The 19,274-nt window shown below is 64.1% G+C and carries 17 protein-coding genes; 9 read left to right on the top strand and 8 right to left on the bottom strand.

Annotation, left to right across the window (positions count from 1 at the left end; translation table 11 throughout):
* Positions 1-55: 55 nt before the first annotated feature.
* Positions 56-1,291: an LLM class flavin-dependent oxidoreductase gene (locus AB7G19_RS42295; protein WP_014491084.1), complete on the bottom strand. Its 1,236-nt coding sequence runs from the start codon at positions 1,289-1,291 to the stop codon at positions 56-58.
* A gap of 280 nt (positions 1,292-1,571) precedes the next feature.
* Positions 1,572-2,963 carry a Si-specific NAD(P)(+) transhydrogenase gene (gene sthA, locus AB7G19_RS42290; RefSeq protein ID WP_071908996.1) on the bottom strand — a complete coding sequence of 464 codons (1,392 nt, stop codon included), beginning with the start codon at positions 2,961-2,963 and terminating at the stop codon, positions 1,572-1,574.
* Positions 2,964-3,111: 148 nt separating this feature from the next.
* On the opposite strand from sthA, the gene AB7G19_RS42285 reads away from it, so the two are divergent.
* Complete coding sequence (locus AB7G19_RS42285; protein WP_085404096.1) at positions 3,112-4,524, top strand: MFS transporter; 1,413 nt, start codon at positions 3,112-3,114, stop codon at positions 4,522-4,524.
* 139 nt (positions 4,525-4,663) lie between these two features.
* Positions 4,664-5,836: an extracellular catalytic domain type 1 short-chain-length polyhydroxyalkanoate depolymerase gene (locus AB7G19_RS42280; RefSeq protein WP_085404095.1), complete on the top strand. Its 1,173-nt coding sequence runs from the start codon at positions 4,664-4,666 to the stop codon at positions 5,834-5,836.
* Between the two features lie 22 nt (positions 5,837-5,858).
* Here the strand turns inward: AB7G19_RS42280 and AB7G19_RS42275 are convergent, their stop codons facing one another.
* Entirely contained in the window at positions 5,859-6,161 is a 303-nt protein-coding gene (locus AB7G19_RS42275; RefSeq protein ID WP_223153830.1) for a hypothetical protein, read from the bottom strand.
* Between the two features lie 139 nt (positions 6,162-6,300).
* Between AB7G19_RS42275 and AB7G19_RS42270 the strand changes: the two genes are divergently transcribed.
* Positions 6,301-6,669 (top strand): winged helix-turn-helix transcriptional regulator, encoded by a 369-nt coding sequence (locus AB7G19_RS42270; RefSeq protein WP_085404073.1) that lies wholly within the window; start codon positions 6,301-6,303, stop codon positions 6,667-6,669.
* 3 nt (positions 6,670-6,672) lie between these two features.
* Here the strand turns inward: AB7G19_RS42270 and AB7G19_RS42265 are convergent, their stop codons facing one another.
* The gene (locus AB7G19_RS42265) at positions 6,673-7,353 is read right to left on the bottom strand and encodes an MBL fold metallo-hydrolase (protein WP_085404072.1); all 681 of its coding nucleotides are present in this window, start codon (positions 7,351-7,353) and stop codon (positions 6,673-6,675) included.
* Between the two features lie 173 nt (positions 7,354-7,526).
* Between AB7G19_RS42265 and AB7G19_RS42260 the strand changes: the two genes are divergently transcribed.
* Positions 7,527-9,131, top strand: a complete 1,605-nt coding sequence (locus tag AB7G19_RS42260) for an alpha-amylase family glycosyl hydrolase (protein WP_085404071.1) — start codon at positions 7,527-7,529, stop codon at positions 9,129-9,131.
* Between the two features lie 37 nt (positions 9,132-9,168).
* Here the strand turns inward: AB7G19_RS42260 and AB7G19_RS42255 are convergent, their stop codons facing one another.
* Positions 9,169-10,866 (bottom strand): alpha-amylase family protein, encoded by a 1,698-nt coding sequence (locus AB7G19_RS42255; protein WP_085404070.1) that lies wholly within the window; start codon positions 10,864-10,866, stop codon positions 9,169-9,171.
* A 261-nt stretch (positions 10,867-11,127) separates the two neighbouring features.
* Here AB7G19_RS42255 and AB7G19_RS42250 point away from each other — a divergent pair, with 261 nt between their 5' ends.
* A complete protein-coding gene (locus tag AB7G19_RS42250; RefSeq protein ID WP_085404069.1) occupies positions 11,128-11,619 on the top strand; it encodes an MmcB family DNA repair protein in 492 nt (163 codons plus the stop codon).
* Positions 11,620-11,745: 126 nt separating this feature from the next.
* Here the strand turns inward: AB7G19_RS42250 and AB7G19_RS42245 are convergent, their stop codons facing one another.
* Positions 11,746-12,300 carry an ActR/PrrA/RegA family redox response regulator transcription factor gene (locus AB7G19_RS42245; RefSeq protein WP_014491094.1) on the bottom strand — a complete coding sequence of 185 codons (555 nt, stop codon included), beginning with the start codon at positions 12,298-12,300 and terminating at the stop codon, positions 11,746-11,748.
* A gap of 102 nt (positions 12,301-12,402) precedes the next feature.
* Positions 12,403-13,725: an ActS/PrrB/RegB family redox-sensitive histidine kinase gene (locus tag AB7G19_RS42240; protein ID WP_085404068.1), complete on the bottom strand. Its 1,323-nt coding sequence runs from the start codon at positions 13,723-13,725 to the stop codon at positions 12,403-12,405.
* A 106-nt stretch (positions 13,726-13,831) separates the two neighbouring features.
* Between AB7G19_RS42240 and AB7G19_RS42235 the strand changes: the two genes are divergently transcribed.
* From AB7G19_RS42235 to AB7G19_RS42220, 4 genes are all read left to right on the top strand, one after another.
* Complete coding sequence (locus tag AB7G19_RS42235; protein ID WP_085404067.1) at positions 13,832-14,635, top strand: ABC transporter ATP-binding protein; 804 nt, start codon at positions 13,832-13,834, stop codon at positions 14,633-14,635.
* Complete coding sequence (locus tag AB7G19_RS42230) at positions 14,632-15,450, top strand: ABC transporter permease (RefSeq protein WP_063980053.1); 819 nt, start codon at positions 14,632-14,634, stop codon at positions 15,448-15,450. Before AB7G19_RS42235 ends, AB7G19_RS42230 begins: the two co-directional genes overlap by 4 nt.
* Positions 15,451-15,571: 121 nt before the next feature.
* Positions 15,572-16,900: a polyhydroxyalkanoate depolymerase gene (locus AB7G19_RS42225; protein ID WP_063980052.1), complete on the top strand. Its 1,329-nt coding sequence runs from the start codon at positions 15,572-15,574 to the stop codon at positions 16,898-16,900.
* Between the two features lie 217 nt (positions 16,901-17,117).
* On the top strand, positions 17,118-17,957 hold the full coding sequence (locus AB7G19_RS42220) for a M48 family metallopeptidase (protein ID WP_063980051.1): 840 nt from the start codon (positions 17,118-17,120) through the stop codon (positions 17,955-17,957).
* 372 nt (positions 17,958-18,329) lie between these two features.
* On the opposite strand, the gene AB7G19_RS42215 is transcribed toward AB7G19_RS42220, so the two are convergent.
* Positions 18,330-18,995: a hypothetical protein gene (locus AB7G19_RS42215; protein ID WP_085404065.1), complete on the bottom strand. Its 666-nt coding sequence runs from the start codon at positions 18,993-18,995 to the stop codon at positions 18,330-18,332.
* Between the last annotated feature and the right edge of the window lie 279 nt (positions 18,996-19,274).

The raw sequence follows: 19,274 nt of genomic DNA, 5'->3' as shown, positions 1-19,274 counted from the left end.
CACAGGCCGGTATGTCTTTCTTGTGAACGTCGTTACAAGCGTAGTTCCGACGGGCCTACCGCTTCGCCGCTTCCTTCTGCAAATCCGGGGCGTTGACGGCGGGAATGGCGACGCGGCCGGCGCCGGTCACCTTCAAGGCCTCTGCAGCCTTCTCGTTCTCCATGATCTTCGCCATCACGGCCTGCCCGGCGCGTTCGAAGATCGCGCGGTTCTCGATCACGAACTTTTGCGACTTGCGCAGTCCGTCGATATAGCCGTTGATCTCCGGCACGACGTAGCGCGCCACCAGGTCCCAGCTTCGGCGGGTATTTTCGGGATTGGCCCAATCGTGCACGAAGCCGATCACGGCGCCGACGCCGCCCGACACCTGCATCACGTTCTTGATCATCTTGACGAGGTCGTCGGGCGTACCGATCACGGAGGCCGCACCGTCGACGAAAGCGGTCTTGTCCACGGCCTCGTCGGGCGAGGCGAACGCGGTCAGGCCCGGCCGCTGCAGCGTGCCGACATTATATTCGTTGTGCCAGCGCATCAGGCCGGCGCCGGCTTCGCGGCGGGCCTGCTCGCGGGTCTCGGCGAGGTGCCAGGTCAGCAGCACGCGCCAGTTCGCCCGATCCACCTTGGTGCCGTGCTTCTTGGCGGCGTCCTCGGCGAACTGCCATTGCTGTTGCAGGGACATCAACCCCTGCGTCGTCATCGAGCCCAGCGAGATGATGCCGATGCCGTACTTGCCGGCGAGCGTCATGCCCGAGGGCGAGATCTGCGAGGCCACTACGAACGGCATCTCCTCCTGCAAGGGCAGGATCTGGAGCGCGGCGTCGTTCATGGTGAACCAGTCGCTCTTCGCGGTGACGCGCTCGCCGTTGAACAGGCGGCGGATCACGCCGATGGCCTCGTCCTGGCGGTCGCGCTGCGTCATCGGGTCGATGCCGAGCGTGTGCGCGTCCGACGCCAGCGCGCCGGGGCCGGAGCCGAAAATGGCGCGGCCGCCGGTCATGTGGTCGAGCTGCACCATGCGCTGGGCGACGTTGAAGGGATGATGATAGGGCAGCGACACCACGCCGGTGCCGAGCTTGATCCGCTTGGTGCGCTCGCCGGCTGCGGCCAGAAACATCTCGGGCGAGGCGATCATCTCCCAGCCGGAGGAATGATGCTCGCCGCACCAGAACTCGTCATAACCGAGCGCGTCGAGCTGCTCGACCAGGTCGAGATCGCGCCGGAACTGGAGCATCGGATGCTCCCCGATCGGGTGATGCGGGGCAAGGAAGGCTCCGAACTTCAGGCGCGCCATGGCGTTCTCTCCGGCTGAATTTTCTGTTTGTTGAGGCGATGAGGCTACGTGCTGGCGATAGCGAAGGCAATCGCGCGGTGTCCCGCGCGGCGGAATGCAGGCATGCGTTGAGACGCTGCAACGACCTGCCTGGCCTGCATGGTTCGAGACGCCCGCTTCGCGGGCTCCTCACCATGAGGGTCTGAGGCTGCGCCGCGAAACGAGACCTCATCCTGAGGAGACCGCCGAAGGCGGGCGTCTCGAAGGATGGCTGCGAAGAGACTGTTCGATGAGCTTGCGGCTACCGCGTCATCCTGTTCCACGCATCCAGCCCGGCGATCTTGTACGCCTCCGCCAGCGTCGGATAGTTGAACGTGTTCTGGATGAAATAGTCGATGGTGCCTTTGAGGTTGAGCACGGCCTGGCCGATATGGATCAGCTCGGTGGCGCCTTCGCCGAGGATGTGCACGCCGAGCAGCCGGCGCGTCTTGGTCGAGAAGATCATCTTCATCATGCCGCTGTTCAGCCCCATGATGTGGCCGCGGGAGGTCTCGCGGAAGCGTGCGATGCCGACCTCGTAGGGAATGCCGCGCGTGCGCACCTCTTCTTCGGTGAGTCCCGTCGTCGATATCTCCGGCACCGAATAGATGCCGTAGGGGAAGAACTCCGGCGGCGCGAGCGGCTCCATGCCGAGCGCGTGGCAGGCGGCGACGCGTCCCTGCTCCATCGAGGTGGAAGCAAGGCTCGGAAAGCCGATCACGTCACCGGCGGCGTAGATATGCGGCACGCTGGTTTGCAAGGTCACGGGATCGACCGAGATGCGGCCGCGATGGTCGACGACGATGCCGGCCGCCTCTAAGTTGAGCCGATCGGTGGCGCCGACGCGCCCGGCCGCGAACAGCAGCATTTCCGTGGTGACGTGCCGCCCGTCCGACAAATGCGTGACGATGCCACCCTGCGCAGTCTTCTCGATCGAGTTGACCTTGGCGCCGAGCCGCAGCGCGACGTTGCGGTCGCGCAGCTCGTGCACGAACTCGTCGATCAATTCCTTGTCGATGAAATCGAGGAAGGTGGGCCGCGGTTCGATCAGGGTCACGGGCACGTCGAGCGCGCTGAAGATGGTGGCGTATTCGACGCCGATCACGCCGGCGCCGATCACAGCCAGGCTGCGCGGCAGCTTTGGCAGCTCGATGATCTCGTCGCTGTCGAGCACGGTGGTGCCGTCGAACGGCACGTAGTCGGGGCGGAACGGGCGCGTGCCGCAGGCGATCAGGATGAAGGCGGCCGACACCACTTTTACCTCGCCAATTGAGCTCGTGATCTCGACCTCGTGCGGTGAGACCAGCCGTGCCTCGCCATTGGCGGTGCGCACCAGGTTGCGGCTGAACTGATGTTCGAGTACCTCGACCTCATGGTCGAGCGTCTTCTGAAGACGGATCATCAGGTCGCTCGCCGCGATGTCCTGCTTCACCTTGTAGGAGCGGCCGTAAAAGCCGCGCTCGCGCCAGCCGGACAGATTGAGCACGGTCTCGCGCAGGGTCTTTGAAGGAATCGTGCCGGTATGGACCGAGACGCCGCCGACCCGCCGGCCCTTCTCCACCACCAGCACGGCCTTGCCGAGCTTGGCACATTGCACCGCGGCCCGGCGCCCCGACGGGCCCGAGCCGATCACCACCATGTCGTAGTCGTACATCCGGAAAACTTCCGAGCCCGCAAAACCAGCGGGAATTGCCATGCAGCAATCGGGCCAAAGCGGCAAGTCCTACCTCGGAGGTAATCGCGCCAATGACGCCGATCTGCGAGTTTTGCGCGCAAATAAATCGCCGAAGGCTCGCGCGAAAATGCATCAAACCGTCACAAAACAAGTCGATTCGTCGCGCCGCTGGGGCGTGCTGGCGATCGTCGTCGCTGCTCAATTCATGTTCGGCGTCGACGCGTTCATCGTGAACGTCGCCATTCCCACTATCGCGGTGGACCTGCATGCGACGCCGGCGCAGATCGAATCCGTCATCGCGATCTATCTGATCGCCTACGCCACGCTGGTCGTCACCGGCGGCCGCCTCGGCGACATCCACGGCACGAAGAATGTCTTCCTGGCCGGCGTGCTCGGTTTCACGGTGACCTCGCTGTGGTGCGGGTTGGCGCAATCGGGCGCGGAGCTGATCATCGCACGGCTGGCGCAGGGCGCGACTGCAGCGCTGATGGTGCCGCAGGTGCTGGCGACACTGCATCTGCTCTTCACCGACGAACAGCGCAGCCGCGCATTCGCCATCTACGGCATCGTGCTCGGGCTTGCGGGCGCCGCGGGCTTCCTGCTCGGTGGTCTCCTGGTCACGGTCGACCTTGCCGGTACCGGCTGGCGCTCGGTGTTCTTCGTCAACGTGCCCTGCGGCCTCGTCATTGCGGCCGCCGCCTGGCGCATCATGCCGTCAGTGCCGCGCCGGGCCGGCACGCGGCTCGACATCAACGGAAGCATGGTGCTGTTCGCGGGGCTGTTGTGCCTGATCGGACCGCTGCTGTTCGGTCACGATGTCGGCTGGGCGCCGTGGCTATGGGCCGTGATGGCAAGCGGCGGCGCGATCCTTGTCGCGTTCCTGAAGCTCGAGCATGCGGTGGCGCGCGCCGGCGGCATGCCGCTGATCGATCTGACGCTGCTGTCCGATGCAGCCTTCCTGCGCGGGCTCGGCGCGGCGTTCTTTTTCTTCGTCGCCAACCTCTCGTTCTATCTGGTGATGACGCTGTTCATGCAGCGCGGCCTGAAGATCCCGCCGCTCGCAGCCGGCATGGCCTTCATTCCGCTCGCACTGGCTTTCGTGGTCGCGTCGCGTCACAGCGGCGCGCGAGCGCGCCATCGCGGGACCAAGGTGTTGATCGAGGGCTGCATGCTGCAGATCGCGGGCCTCGCCGCACTCGCGCTGGTCACGGGCTATATCGATGCGCCGGCGCCGATCCTGCTCGCACTCGTCATGATCATCTTCGGCTACGGGCAGGGGCTGGTGATGGCGCCGCTATCCGGTGCGGTGCTCTCGACGGTGAAGCCTGTCGCGGCAGGCTCGGCGTCCGGCATGTACGGCACGACGGCGCAGATCGGAAATGCGGCCGGAGTGGCCGCAATCGGCGCGGCGTTCTTCGCGGTTGAAGCGTTGCAATCGGCGCGCGCAGGCTTCTTCGTTTCGCTCGCCGCGTTTGCGGCGTTAATCACGATCTGCGCCGCATTTCTGGCGTGGATGCGCCGCGTCTCTGCACGAAGTTGAGGCATTGCGGTTAATTCATGCGTATTCCTGCGGATTTTTGCGTGATTTCGGGTGATAGACAGCACACGGGCTTTTTATTTTGCACCGCAGCAACTATTTGGTTTGGGTGAACGTTGAACGTCGCCTGCCAGGAGTTGCCGTGTCGCTTGCCAAAAATCTCGCTCTCTTGAGACATCTGCCAAAGGTGGATGGTCTGCGCCTTGCCGAATTCGGCCGGAGCGCGGACGTGTCCAGCCCGTTGGAAGAGGTCACGGGCTTCGGCGACAATCCCGGAAACCTGCGCATGTTCGCGTTCGTGCCGGCGCAACTCCAGAAGCCGCGCGCGCTCGTCGTCGTGCTGCATGGCTGCGGCCAGACCGCCGCTACTTACGATCTCGGCGCGGGATGGTCGACGCTCGCGAAGCATTACGGCTTCGCGCTGGTGATGCCCGAGCAGCAACGCGTCAACAATGGCAACACCTGCTTCAACTGGTTCAATCCGGAAGACACTGCGCGGGACGGCGGCGAGGCGCGGTCGATCCGCGAGATGATCGCGCATATGGCCGAAGCGCACCGCATCGATCCCAGGCGCGTCTTCATCACCGGTCTCTCCGCCGGCGGCGGCATGACGTCGGTGATGCTCGCGACCTATCCGGAAGTTTTTGCGGCCGGTGCGATCATCGCTGGACTTCCCTACGGCATCGCGTCGAATTTGCGCGAGGCGCTCGACGGCATGTTTCATTCGCCGCAGCGGCCGGAGCGCGAGCTCGGCGATTTCGTGCGGCGCGCCTCGAACCATCACGGGCCGTGGCCGAAAATCTCGGTGTGGCACGGCAGCGCTGACCGCACCGTCAATCCCGGCAACGCCAGCGAGATCGTCAAGCAGTGGCTCGATTTGCACGACCTGCCGGCTGTGCCGATGGCGGAGACGATTGTCGATGGCTATCCGCGCCAGGCCTGGTGGAACAAGGACGGCGAGACGCTGGTCGAGTCCTACGCCATCACCGACATGGCCCACGGCACGCCGCTCGGCCTCGCCGACAATGATCAGCGTTACGGCATCGAAGGCGCATTCCTGATCGAGGCCGGTATCTCCTCGTCGTACCACATCGCAAAGTTCTTCGGCCTCACCGGCTGGATTCCGGACGCGGCCGGGAAGAAGGCGGGGCCCGGGACGTCGAAGCCGGCGCTTTCACCCGCGCCGCATCTCGCCCGCTCGATCCGCGCCGCAGTCGCCGAAGAGCCGGCCGAGCCGAAGCGCGCGGCGGCGCGCGGCTTCGATCTCGGCCAGATCATCACGCGCGCACTCACCGCCGCGGGCTTGATGAAGTAGTTCGTCGCTCGATAAGCGACGGCTACGCCGTCTGATCGATCCATTCGATCGGCGCCACCGTCACCTCGCCGCCGGCGACCTTCCGCGTCATCTCCTGATAGGCCTTGAAGAAGTCGCGCGATTGCAGCGCTTTTTGCGCGGCCTCGTCGGTGACGCTGGCGAGGTGGAAATAGCTGGCGTCGTCGCGGTTCTTCAGGACCCGATAGCCGATCCGCCCCTTCAACTCCGGATCGCCCTCGATCGCCTTGATGAAGCGGCCGATCTCCTGGTGCCAGGCTTCCGTCGTGCCGTTCCTGAATTCGTACCTGATCATGAAGTGCTTCATGTGACGCTCCCTGTTCGTCCAGTGCGTCATCATCTGCGCCTTGCAGGCGATCCTGCAAGTATGGACAAAATTGATAGTATGGACTTTTTCGACGTTGCTCCTATCCTCCTGCAAGCTGGCTGCGTATGGAGGAGGCGACATGGCAAGGGCAAACCCGGCGCGCACCTGTCCGGTTACGGCCTTTCAGAAGATGATCAGCGGCAAGTACAAGCTCCGCATCGTCTGGGACCTCAGGGACGGCCCGCGCCGCTATGGCGAGATCAGGAGCGGCCTGCTGCGCGGCGCGGCCGGCAGCGCCGAGATCACCCCGCGCGTGCTCAGCCGCGAATTGAAGGCGCTGACCCAAAGTGGCCTGATCGACCGCAAGGATTTTGGCGAGGTGCCGCCGAAGGTCGAGTATCGCCTGACGCGCAAAGGCAAGAGCTTCGTGCCGGTCGTCGCCGCGATCCGCGACTGGGGCGAACGCAACCTCAGTGACACCGCGGCGTTGGCGGAGGCCGCCGAGTAGCGCTCACATCTCGCCGGTGATGAACGGATTGGTCATCCGTTCCTGGCCGATGCTCGAGCCGGCGCCGTGGCCGCAGATGAAGCCGACGTCGTCGCCGAGCGGCAAAAGCTTGGTCTTGATCGAATTGATCAGCGTGGCGTGACTGCCGCCGGGCAGGTCGGTGCGCCCGACCGAGCCTGCGAAGAGCACGTCGCCGACATGGGCAAAGCGCAAGTCCTTGTTGAAGAACACCACGCTGCCGGGCGAGTGGCCCGGGCAGTGCAGAATGTCGAACTGCAGGCCGCCGATCGACACGCTGTCGCCCTCGTCGAGCCAGCGGTCCGGCTCGAAATTGCGCACCTCCGTCATGCCGAAGCGCGCGCCGCTCTCGACCACGTTGTCGAGCAGGAATTTATCCGCGACATGCGGCCCCTCGATCGGCACCTTCAGCGCATCGCGCAGTTCGGCCGCGCCGCCGACATGGTCGATATGGCCGTGGGTCAGCCAGATCTTCTCCACGGTGACGCCGGTCTGCTTGATCGCGTCCAGAATCTTCGGCACGTCCCCGCCGGGGTCGATCACAACGGCCTTCTTGCCGGGCTCGTCCCAGATGATGGTGCAGTTCTGCTCGAACAGCGTCACGGGGACGATGATCGCGCCGGCCTTGGCTTGTTGGGATTCTTGGTTGTCGTTTTGCTCGGTCATGGGCCTCACAATGCCGATTTTTGCCATGCCGCCAAGCAAAAGATTCGTGCCTCGCCCGGGAACAGCCGCACCCGCCGTCACACGGCCGTCCCAATTCGCCTGCTGGTTTGAACCGCGGCGTTCGTTCCGCGTTCACTCGCGCGAGACGCAGATTTTTGGGTGGGTTTTCCGGCATGGCTCAGGGCGGCGACAATTGGTGGCGCGACGGCATCTTCTATCAGATCTACCCGCGCTCCTTTCAGGACACAGACGGTGACGGCGTCGGCGATCTCGCCGGCATTCTGCGCCGGCTGCCTTACGTGAAATCGCTCGGCGTCGACGCGATCTGGCTGTCGCCAATCTTTCCGTCGCCGATGGCCGATTTCGGCTACGACATCTCCGACTATACCGGCATCGATCCGCTGTTCGGCACGATGGAAGATTTCGATGCGCTGCTCGCGGCGGCGCATGACAACGGGCTGAAGCTGATCCTCGACCTCGTGCCGAACCACACATCAAGCCAGCATCCCTGGTTCGTCGAGAGCCGGTCCTCGCGCGACAATTCCAAACGCGACTGGTACGTCTGGCGCGATCCGGCCGCCGATGGCGGTGTCCCGAACAACTGGCTGTCCGAATTCGGCGGCAGCGCGTGGGCTTTCGACGAGACGACAGGTCAATATTACTACCACGCCTTCCTTGCCGAGCAGCCGGATCTCAACTGGCGCAATCCGGATGTCCGCGCGGCGATCTACGACGCGATGCGGTTCTGGCTGGAGAAGGGCGTCGACGGCTTCCGCGTCGATGTGATCTGGCACCTGATCAAGGATGCCGAATTCCGCGACAACCCGCCGAACCCGCATTACGTCGAGGGCCGGCCGCCGAACGAGAGGATCCTGACGCAATACTCCACCGACCAGCCGGAGGTGCATGACGTCATCGCCGAGATGCGGCGCGTCACGGACGCGTATCGCGACCGCGTGCTGATCGGCGAAATCTATCTGCCGCTGCACCGGCTGATGGCCTATTACGGCAACGACCTCACCGGCGCGCAAATGCCGTTCAATTTCGCGCTGCTCTCGACCTTCTGGAGCGCGCGATCGATCGAGACAATCGTCGACGATTACGAGAAGGCGCTGCCGAAGGGCGCCTGGCCAAATTGGGTGCTCGGCAATCACGATCGTCCGCGCGTCGCAAGCCGCGTCGGGCCGGAGCAGGCGCGCGTTGCCGCGATGCTGCTGCTGACGCTGCGCGGTACGCCGACGCTCTATTACGGCGACGAGATCGGCATGCATCAGCTGGCGATCTCCCCCGAGGACGTGCGCGATCCCTTCGAGAAGAATGTGCCCGGCATCGGAGTGGGGCGCGACGGCTGCCGTACGCCGATGCAGTGGGATGCGTCGCCGGCCAGCGGCTTCTCCGGCGTAAGGCCCTGGCTGCCGCTGCCGGAGGACCATATCCGCGAGAACGTCGCCGATCTCGAAGCCGATTCGCGTTCGATCCTCAGTCTGTACAAGCGGCTGATTGCCTTGCGGAAGGCATCTCCGGCGCTGGTCGAGGGCGACTACCATCCGATCGCCGCGCAAGGCGATCTGCTGGTCTATCGCCGCGAGGCCGAGGGCACGGCGGTGATCGTCGTGCTCAATCTCGGGCCCGACCCGATCGCCGTGACCTCCAGCGCGATCCGTTTCAACAGCGAGATCTTGCTGTCGACGTTTCTGGATCGCGAGGGCGAGAGGCTGGAAGGCGTGCTGGATCTGCGCGGCAATGAGGGCGTGGTGGTGATGCTGCCATACATCTAGCCGCTCGCGGGGACGACGGCCGTGTGCGGAGATGCACCTACCCCGGATGCTTGTTACCCGCGGCATTCCCGTCGATGTCGCTCCGCTTCAGCAAATAATCCAGCCCTCCGATGCGGTACCAGCGATAGCCATAGGGCGCCAGCACGACGCGATGCTGGCCGCGCTTGTCGGCGTGGCTGTGATCTTCCGCGAGCAGGTTGATCAGGTGCGCGCCGGCCTCGCCGGACAGCCCCGCCGAGAATGCGATTTCGCGCGGCTTCTCATCCAGATTGTGAACGAACAGCACGGAATTGTTGCGCCAGTCGTAACGCATGATGAACACGGAGGGATCGCGCGTCGGAATGATCACGAAGTCGCCCCAGCCGATCTCGGGCACCTCCTTGCGCATGCGGACGATGCGCTCGGTCCAGTTCAGCATGGAATTGGGATCGCGCCGCTGTTTTGCGACATTGACGTGCTCGTAGCCGTAGGGGCCCGTGTCGATGACCGGGCATGCCGGCTTATCGTTCTTGGTGAAGCCGCCATGCGGCTCGGTCGACCATTGCATCGGCGTGCGCGCGCAATTGCGCTCGGGGAGCGAGAGATCGTCGCCCATCGCGATCTCGTCGCCGTAGCGGATGACGGGCGTTCCCGGCAACGTGCACATCAGGCTGTAGGCGAGCTCGAGCCGCCTTCGGTCGCCGCCGACCATCGGCGCGAAGCGGCGGCGAATGCCGCGGTCGTAGAGCTGCATGTCCTTGTCGGGGCCGAAGCGCTTGAACACGATGTCACGCTGCGCCTTGGTCAGGCGTCCCAAATCGAGCTCGTCGTGATTGCGCAGGAACAGGCCCCATTGCGCGCTGGCCGGCCGCGGCCTGGTCGCCTTCAGCGCCTTCGCCAGCGGACGCGAATCGCCGGATGCCAGCGCATAGAACAGATGCTGGTTGACGTGGAAGTTGAACATCATGTGCATGCGGTCGCCGTCGCGGCCGAAATATTCCATGTCCGTCTCAGGCAGCACGTTGGCTTCGGCGAGGATGATGGCGTCGCCCTGCCGCCATTGCAGGAATTCGCGGAACGCGCGCAGCATGTCGTACTGCTCGACCGGCTTCTTCACCTTCGCGCCCTTGGTGGCGATCACGAACGGCACGGCGTCCATGCGGAAGCCGGAGACGCCGAGCTGGATCCAGAAGCCCATGATCTTCAGGATTTCGGCCTGCACATGCGGATTTGAGGTGTTGAGATCGGGCTGGAAATCGTAGAAGCGGTGGAAGAACCAGGCGCCGGCTTCCTTGTCGCGCGTCCACGTCGACTTCTGCACGCCGGGAAACACCATGCCCTTGTTGGCGCCGGCCGGCTTCTTGTCCGACCACACATACCAGTCGCGATAGAGCGAATTCCTGTCGCGCCGCGCCTCCTTGAACCAGTGATGCTGGTCGGAGGTGTGGTTGACGACGAGGTCGATGATGATGCGGATGCCGCGCTGCTTGCAGCCGTGGGTGAACTCGACGAAATCGCCGAGCGTGCCGTAGCGGGAATCGACGCTGTAATAGTCGGCGATGTCGTAGCCGTCGTCGCGGCCCGGCGAGGTCTGGAACGGCATCAACCAGATCGTGGTGATGCCGAGGCCGTGCAAATAGTCGAGCCGCCGCAGCAGGCCCTTGAAGTCGCCGACGCCGTCGCCGTTGGCATCCATATAGGTGCCGACGGAGAGGCAGTAGATCACGCCGTTCTTGTACCAGAGATCGTCGATCATGCGCGAGCAGCCTCGATGCTCCGCCGAGGTGTGGCGGCTGCGTGATAAGTGCGTGGGGGAGGCGAGGTTCCCGCACTCCGCTGTCGTCCCGGGGCGCGACGTAGTCGCGAGCCCGGGACCCATAACCACAGGGAGTAGTTTGGCCAAAGCTCGGAGTTACCTGCTCACCCGACAACTTCTCCCTGTGGCTATGGATTCCGGGCTCGCGACTGCGTCGCGCCCCGGAATGACGGGCCCACCGGAATCGGCTAAGCTCCCCCCATGGACAGCCCCGCCCGCAACATCGCTCTCGTTCCGCCGCCCGATCGCCGCCAGTCCGAGACGGCGCTTGCGATCGCGCGCGGCACGGCGCGGCTGCTGCGCTCGCTCGGCTTTACCTGCATCAGCGAACTGCCGCTGCCGTCGGGCCGGCGCGCCGATCTGGTGGCGCTCAACGAGCGCGGCGAGATCTGGATCGTGGAGATCAAATCGTCGGTCGAGGATTTGCGTGCCGACCAGAAATGGCACGAATACCGCGCCCATTGCGACCGGCTATTCTTCGCCTTCACGCAGGATTTGCCGTGCGAGATCTTTCCGCAAGACACCGGCCTGATCATTGCGGACGCCTATGGCGCGCATCTGCACTGCGAGGCGCCCGAGCACAAGCTTCAGGCCGCCACGCGCAAGCAGATGACGGTGCGTTTCGCGATGGCGGCAGCGCTCCGGATCAACCGTCTGGTCGACCCGCAGGGCCACGCGGATTTTTGGGAGTAGCGGCGCGGCGAACGCGGACGCCGTAGGGTGGGCAAAGCGAAAGCGGGCCCACCATCCAAGCCGATCAGGATTGAAGTAGAAGCGGTGGGCACGGCGCTACGCGCCTTTGCCCACCCTACGAGACCGCTACCGCGGCGCGCGCTTGGCCAGAATCCGCTGCAACGTACGACGGTGCATATTCAGCCGCCGCGCCGTCTCCGAGACGTTGCGGTTACACATCTCGTAGATGCGCTGGATGTGCTCCCAGCGGACGCGGTCGGCGGACATCGGGTTCGTCGGCAACTCGGATTTCTCCGAGCTGGTCGAGAGCAGGGCGGCGACGACGTCGTCGGCATCCGCGGGCTTCGACAGATAATCGATCGCACCCATCTTCACGGCGGTCACGGCGGTGGCGATGTTGCCATAGCCGGTCAGCACGATGGCGCGGGCTTCGGGGCGCTTCTTCTTCAGCGCGGAGACGACGTCGAGACCATTGCCGTCGCCGAGCCGCAGATCCACCACGGCGAATGCGGGCGCGGCCTTGCCGATCTGCGCGAGGCCATCCGAGACGGTGTCACACGACGTCACCGCAAAGCCACGGGTCTCCATCGCGCGCGACAACCGCTCCAGGAACGGCTTGTCGTCCTCCACGATGAGAAGCGAGCGGTCGGTCTGTTCGTTCAGTTCGGCGATGGCGTTCAAGGTGTTGTCCTCTCTCTGCACATCTACATATGGCGTCGCAATCAGGCGGTGCCAAGGCCGCAAATAGTCGATCGGCCCTGCTGTGCGACGCAAGGTCGCGGCCTATCCTATTGTTTCTTCGAGCGTCTCGATAGTCTCAAAACGCTCTCTCGGCCAATTGATGTGAACCACAGCACCGTGTTCCGGAAAGGTCCGGTTGGTAAACGAGACCTTGGCCCCGGTGCGTTCCAGCAAGGTGCGCGCGATGAACACGCCAAGCCCGAGCCCACGCTGCTCGCCGCCGCCGTCATCCAGATTGCGCCGCCGCGACAAATAGGGCTCGCCGATCCGGTTAAGGATATCGGGCGGAATGCCCGGGCCGTCGTCGGAGATCACGAGCTCGATCGTGTCCTTGTTCCACCATGCATTCACCTCGACGGTGGTGCGGGCGAAATCGACCGCGTTCTCGACGATGTTGCCGACGCCGTAGAGGATCGCGGGGTTGCGCGAGCCGATCGGCTCGGCGAAGGCCGCCACCGCGATCCGCACCTTGATGTCGACGCCGAAATCGCGGTGCGGCGCCACCACCTCCTCGATCAGCTCAGACATTTTCATGCGGTCGAACGGCGCGCCTTCGGAGGAAAGCTGGGTGATCTTGCTCAAGATGTCGCGGCAGCGCTGGGTCTGCTCGCGCAGGGTTTTCAGGTCGGCGGCGAAACTTGGATCCTTCACCGTCTTTTCCAGCTCGCGCGAGATCAGGAAGATGGTCGCGAGCGGCGTACCGAGCTCGTGCGCGGCTGCGGCAGCCAGGCCGTCGAGCTGGGTCAGATGCTGCTCGCGTGTCAGCACCAGCTCGGTCGCAGCCAGCGCGTCGGCGAGCTTGCGCGCCTCCTCCGTCACCTGGAACGAGTAGAGGCTGGTGACGCCGATCGCGAGCACGATCGAGAGCCAGATGCCGATGAGATAAATCGGCGGCAGCACCAGGGGATCGTCGGAATCCCAGGGCAGCGGCAGATGGAAGAAGAACAGGACCGAGGCACAGGCCACCGCGAGCAGGCCGAGGCCGAAGGTGAGGCGGGCCGGCAGCGCCGTGGCCGAGATCAGCACGGGCGCGAGGAACAGGAACGAGAACGGGTTCTGCAGTCCGCCGGTGAAGAACAAGAGCCCCGCCAGCTCCACGATGTTCAGCGCCAGCAGTCCGGCCGCCTGCATCGGCTCCAGCCGTTGCAGCGGATTGGACACGGTCTGGAGTGCCAGGTTGAGCGCCGCCGACAGCGCGATGATGCTGACGCAGGGGACGATCTCGACGTTGAACTCAAGCCCCTGCGCCACGATGAAGATCGCCGCGAGCTGGCCGAGCACCGCCAGCCAGCGCAGCCGCAGGATCGTGTCCAAGCGGATATGCCGCTGTGCGTGGCGGAAGTCGGTATCGGCAGTCTCAGTCATCTCGGCCAATGTGGCGGTGCCTTCTCGGTCACAAACGCGGGGCTCGCGGAACCACCCGGATTACAAGCCTTGCGCTATCCGCTGCAATAGCAGAAGAACGGCTAGCATGACCGGGAACGACAAAGCTTCAAGTCCGCCGACTGTCGCGGAGCGCGGCTCCTCTGCGGCCATTGCGGTCGATCACCTCGTCAAGGTCTACAAGCAGACCCGCGCCGTCGACGATATCTCCTTTTCGCTGCCGCGTGGCAGCATCACCGGGCTTCTGGGCGGCAACGGCGCCGGCAAGACCACGACCATCGCGATGATCATGGGCCTGGTGCTGCCGACCTCCGGCCGCGTGCAGGTGCTCGGGCATCGGATGCCGGAGCAGAGCGCGGCGGTGCTGGGGCGGATGAATTTCGAGAGCCCCTATGTCGACATGCCGATGCGCCTCACGGTGCGGCAGAACCTCACCGTGTTCGGCAAGCTCTATGCGGTGAAGAACGTCTCCGATCGCATCGCCAGGCTGGCCGACGAGCTTGATCTCACCGAATTCATCGACCGCGCCAACGGCAAGCTCTCCGCCGGGCAGAAGACCCGCGTCGCGCTGGCGAAGGCGCTGATCAACCAGCCCGAGCTGCTGCTGCTGGACGAGCCTACCGCCTCGCTCGACCCGGATACGGCCGACTGGGTGCGGGCGCATATGGAGCGCTATCGCAAGGAGAACAACGCGACCATCCTTCTGGCTTCGCACAACATGCTCGAGGTCGAGCGTCTGTGCGACCGCGTCATCATCATGAAGCGCGGCCGCATCGAGGACGACGACACGCCGGAGGCCATCATGGCGCGCTACAACCGCACCACGCTGGAGGAGGTGTTCCTGGACGTCGCGCGCGGGCGGGTGAACGGTGCGAAGGAGGCGGCGCGATGACCGAGCTCTCCCTTCACCGCGGCATTTCCATCCATCGCATCGGCGCAATGATCCTGCGCTACTGGTACCTGTTGATGTCGTCCTGGCCGCGGCTGCTCGAGCTGCTTTATTGGCCCGCGCTCCAGGTCATCACCTGGGGCTTTCTCCAGCTCTACATCGCCGAGAACGCCAATTTCTTCGCGCGCGCCGGCGGCACGCTGATCGGCGCCGTCATCCTCTGGGACATCCTGTTCCGCGGCCAGCTCGGCTTCTCGATCTCGTTCCTGGAGGAGATGTGGGCGCGCAACATCGGCAACCTCATGATGAGCCCCTTGAAGCCGATCGAGTTTCTGCTGTCGCTGATGATCATGAGCATGATCCGGCTCGCGATCGGCGTCATCCCGATGACGCTGCTCGCGCTGTTCCTGTTTCACTTCAACGTCTACGCCCTCGGTCTGCCGCTGATTGCATTCTTCTGCAATCTGATCTTCACGAGCTGGGCGGTCGGCATCTTCGTCTCGGGGCTGGTCTTACGAAACGGCCTTGGCGCCGAGAGCATCGTCTGGACCCTGATGTTCGCGATCATGCCGCTCGCCTGCGTCTACTATCCCGTCAGCGTGCTGCCGGCATGGCTGCAATACGTGGCCTGGTCGCTGCCGCCGACCTATGTGTTCGAGGGAATGCGGGCGCTCCTGATCGAACAGACCCTCCGGATCGATCTGATGTTGCGTGCGTTGGCCATCAATGCGGTGCTGCTGGTTGCATCTTTTGGGGCATTCCTTGCCCTTTTGCGGAGCGCCAAGAAGCACGGCTCGCTGCTCTCGAGCGGTGAATAATCTCACTTTCCCGTGGATTCAGGCTGATTTAGCCGTTCCGGCTCCGTAGATGTACGGAACCATGCATTGACGCAATATTACGCATTCGGCAGTATGTTGCGATGCGAAGAGGATTTTAACGATGCCTATTGGTGAGTTCGGCGGCGCGCCGCCCCTGGCGGCCGAAGGCAGTCCGGTCCTGACGACGCCGATGTACTGGATGTACGAGATGGGGCAGGCCTCTCTCAATCCGGCGCGTGCGGTCACCGATGCGACCAAGCTCCTGTTTCAGAATCCCCTCAATCCGTGGGCGCGCACCGAGGTCGGCAAGTCCGTCGCCGCGGCCTGTGAATTGTTCGAACGCACCACGCGCCGTTACGGCAAGCCGGAATGGGGCCTCAACGACACCGAGGTCAACGGCATCCGCGTTCCCGTCGAGGTCCGCTCGGTCTGGGAAAAGCCGTTCTGCAAGCTGCTCTACTTCGATCGCAAGTTCGCCCGTCCCTTGCGCAGCCCGCAGCCGCGCGTGCTGATCGTGGCGCCGATGTCCGGCCACTACGCGACGCTGCTGCGCGGCACGGTCGAGGCGTTCCTGCCGGCGCATGAGGTCTACATCACCGATTGGGCCGACGCCCGCATGGTGCCCCTGAGCGATGGCCGCTTCGATCTCGACGACTACATCGACTACGTCATCGAGATGCTGCACGTCCTTGGCGGCAACACCCATGTCATGGCGGTGTGCCAGCCCTCCGTTCCCGTCGTTGCCGCCGTCTCGATCATGGAAGCGCGGCGCGACCCCTTCGTGCCGACGTCGATGACGCTGATGGGCGGCCCGATCGACACCCGCCGCAATCCGACCGGGGTGAACAAGCTCGCCCAGGAGCGCGGCATCGACTGGTTCCGCAACACCGTCATCACCAAGGTGCCGTTCCCGCATCCGGGCATGATGCGCGATGTCTATCCGGGCTTCCTGCAGCTCAACGGGTTCATCAGCATGAACCTCGACCGGCATATGGACGCCCACAAGCGCCTGTTCGCCAATCTGGTGAAGGGCGACGGCGACCTCGTCGACAAGCATCGCGACTTCTACGACGAATATCTCGCGGTGATGGATCTCTCCGCCGAGTATTATCTGCAGACGGTCGACACCGTGTTCGTGAAGCACTCGCTGCCGAAGGGCGAGATGACCCATCGCGGAACACGCGTCGACCCCTCGAAGGTCACGCGCGTGGCGCTGATGACGGTCGAAGGCGAGAACGACGACATCTCCGGGCTCGGTCAGACCGAAGCAACACACACATTGTGCAGCTCGATCCCCGATCACCGCCGCGTTCATTACGTCCAGAAGGGCGTCGGGCATTACGGCGTGTTCAACGGCTCGCGCTTCAAGTCGGAAATCGTGCCGCGCATCCATGACTTCATGGTCTCGGCTGCGAATCCGAGCTCGTTGCAGGCCCTCGCGGCCGAATAAGCGCGTTTTTCGGCTTTCCCGCTGAAAATCGGCGCCCTGTCGGAGGTTCCGGCAGGGGCTGGTTCCCTCCAGATTCGCGGTATTTAGGTAGCCTTATAGGAGTGAGTCCCACCTCATCCTTTGGGGGTGCCGCATGCGTCCAGCGGGGGCGAAAAAACCGGGTTCCAACCCCAGTCTGTAGGGTCTCCCGGACGCTAGACCGCTGTATATTGGGCAAATGATTTGTTTTTGCGCCGAGCGCTTTCCCTGGCGGCGGTTATGGCAGAATCCGGGCGCCCTCCTGCCCCCCGGACTGACAGACATGGCCACTCGCGCACTCCTCTATCGACGGCCCCACGAGCCGAAGACCCTGGTCATCACCCATGGATCGCAGTTTTTTGCGATTCGATTGCGTCGGCACCGCCGCGCGCGCCGCTACACGCTCAGAATCCATCCGAGCGATCGCGAAGCCATCCTCACCATCCCGCCGCGCGGCACGCTGGCCGAAGCCAAGGACTTCGCACAACGTCACGGCGCGTGGATCGCTGCACGTCTCGGCCGTTTGCCGAAGGCTGCGCCGTTCCAACCCGGCACAGTGATACCGCTACGCGGCACGGCCCATCGTATCGTTCATCGTGCCGGCACGCGCGGCACGGTATGGACGGAAGTGCGCGACAGCGGTGAACGCATTCTCTGCGTCGCCGGCGGGGTCGAGCATGTCGACCGCCGCGTCAGCGACTTCCTCAAGCGCGAGGCGCGCCACGATCTCCAGCGCTCGGCGGAGGCCTATGCCGTCGAGCTCGGCGTCAGGGTCAAGCGCCTCTCGATCCGCGATCAGTCCAGCCGTTGGGGCTCCTGCACCTCGGCTGGCTCGCTGTCGTTCTCCTGGCGCCTGATCCTCGCGCCGCCCTACGTGCTCGACTACCTCGCCGCGCACGAGGTCGCCCATCTCGTCGAGATGAACCACTCGGCGCGGTTCTGGCGCGTCTGCGGAAAGGCCTGCCCGTCGATGGAGCGCGCCAAGAAGTGGCTCGATACGCACGGCAACGACCTGCACCGCTATGGGGTCGAGGATTGATCCTCGTCGCAGACTAGGCCTCGCTGCTAGCCAACACTCACTGGGTCGCCCGGCTTGACCGGGCGACCCAAGTATTCCAGAGGCGGTTATTGTTAAGCCGAGAAGCCGCAGCGTACTGGATTCCCCGCTTTCGCGGGGAATGACAGCGGAGGACGGGGCGACATCAGTGCGTCTCGTGCCACGCTTTCCGATTTCCCCGAGCGACCGACCCATCGGACTATCCAGGCGAGCAGCTCTCGTCGCGCGACATCGCGGGCGTTGAACGCCGACGATGGCTGCTCGTTGTTCGGCGTTAGCCGGGATGATCTTGCTTGATGTGCTTTGACAAAATTCGTCGCCCGGATGCCGCGCGTCCTCAAACCATCTCTCAGGTCAGGCGCTGATATCTGCGCTTGTCCCCGGCTGCGCGCGCGAGGCGAGATAGGACGATTGCAGTTGCACGGCGGCCTTCTGGCCCTCGGCCAGCATCGCCTGGAAGGCCGCGTCGAGTTGATCGCGACTATAGGTCGCAGAATTGCTCTGACGCGGTGTCCATTGCGATTGCGTGATCGCGGTGGACGCTTTTTCGACGGTGCCGCCAAGCAGCTTGGCGTAATTGTCGGCTCGCCATTGCGCCAGATCAGGTCCACTCAGACCGGGAGGATCCTCGAGCTTGCCGATCTTTGCGGCCGCCGCGTTGGTCATCGTCGAGGACCCGCCATTGTACAGTGTGGCCACCACCTTGCCGTCAACCTTCACCTGGGCATAGGTGTTCTCAGGTGCATCGTCCGAGACGGCCGGTTGAGTCGCGTTCGCGCCGTGGGTCATCAGCCAATTCGTTGCCATCAGGTCGCGCAGGACCGGGTTGTCCGCCACCGAGATCGGCTTGGCGCCTTGCAGCGGCTTGAGTTGCGACACGCTGATTCCTGGGCTGCTGGTCGCAGCGTCAGTTGCAGTCGACGCCTCCGGCTGGAGATCTGATGTCGTTGTCGCATTGGAACCGGACGTTGATGCAGGACGCAGATAGGGCAACGCCGCGCTGGATAGACCTGCAATCATGGAACGCTCCTTCCCACTAAACCCGAGTCTTTGGGACTCAACTCAGCCCGAGCAAACGCTGCTGGCAGTATCCATCACTGTCATCGCCCGCGAAGGCGGGCGATCCAGTACGCCGCGGCAGCTGCTTTGAATCTCGACGTCTCGGCGTACTGGATTCCCCGCTGGAGCCTGTCAAGGGGCTCGCCGAAGGCGAGACCCATTGGCGGGGAATGACAGTTGAGAGCGGGGCGACGTCAGCGCGCTTTGCGCGATCCCCGCCATACTTCGCGACGATTGCGC

Origin of the sequence: Bradyrhizobium sp. 215_C5_N1_1 (assembly GCF_052075935.1) — a bacterium.
Lineage (GTDB): Bacteria > Pseudomonadota > Alphaproteobacteria > Rhizobiales > Xanthobacteraceae > Bradyrhizobium > Bradyrhizobium barranii.
Note: the sequence above shows the minus strand (reverse complement) of the source record. Positions and strands in the feature narration are given on the sequence as shown.

Excerpts from the sequence above, each read along its gene's own strand:
- AB7G19_RS42285 (WP_085404096.1), top strand. The coding sequence starts at position 3,112 with ATGCATCAAACCGTCACAAAACAAGTCGATTCGTCGCGCCGCTGGGGC.
- AB7G19_RS42260 (WP_085404071.1), top strand. The coding sequence starts at position 7,527 with ATGGCTCAGGGCGGCGACAATTGGTGGCGCGACGGCATCTTCTATCAG.
- AB7G19_RS42265 (WP_085404072.1), bottom strand. The coding sequence starts at position 7,353 with ATGACCGAGCAAAACGACAACCAAGAATCCCAACAAGCCAAGGCCGGC.
- AB7G19_RS42235 (WP_085404067.1), top strand. The coding sequence starts at position 13,832 with ATGACCGGGAACGACAAAGCTTCAAGTCCGCCGACTGTCGCGGAGCGC.
- AB7G19_RS42255 (WP_085404070.1), bottom strand. The coding sequence starts at position 10,866 with ATGATCGACGATCTCTGGTACAAGAACGGCGTGATCTACTGCCTCTCC.
- AB7G19_RS42215 (WP_085404065.1), bottom strand. The coding sequence starts at position 18,995 with ATGATTGCAGGTCTATCCAGCGCGGCGTTGCCCTATCTGCGTCCTGCA.
- AB7G19_RS42220 (WP_063980051.1), top strand. The coding sequence starts at position 17,118 with ATGATTTGTTTTTGCGCCGAGCGCTTTCCCTGGCGGCGGTTATGGCAG.
- AB7G19_RS42250 (WP_085404069.1), top strand. The coding sequence starts at position 11,128 with ATGGACAGCCCCGCCCGCAACATCGCTCTCGTTCCGCCGCCCGATCGC.
- sthA (WP_071908996.1), bottom strand. The coding sequence starts at position 2,963 with ATGTACGACTACGACATGGTGGTGATCGGCTCGGGCCCGTCGGGGCGC.
- AB7G19_RS42225 (WP_063980052.1), top strand. The coding sequence starts at position 15,572 with ATGCCTATTGGTGAGTTCGGCGGCGCGCCGCCCCTGGCGGCCGAAGGC.
- AB7G19_RS42240 (WP_085404068.1), bottom strand. The coding sequence starts at position 13,725 with ATGACTGAGACTGCCGATACCGACTTCCGCCACGCACAGCGGCATATC.
- AB7G19_RS42270 (WP_085404073.1), top strand. The coding sequence starts at position 6,301 with ATGGCAAGGGCAAACCCGGCGCGCACCTGTCCGGTTACGGCCTTTCAG.
- AB7G19_RS42275 (WP_223153830.1), bottom strand. The coding sequence starts at position 6,161 with ATGAAGCACTTCATGATCAGGTACGAATTCAGGAACGGCACGACGGAA.
- AB7G19_RS42295 (WP_014491084.1), bottom strand. The coding sequence starts at position 1,291 with ATGGCGCGCCTGAAGTTCGGAGCCTTCCTTGCCCCGCATCACCCGATC.
- AB7G19_RS42230 (WP_063980053.1), top strand. The coding sequence starts at position 14,632 with ATGACCGAGCTCTCCCTTCACCGCGGCATTTCCATCCATCGCATCGGC.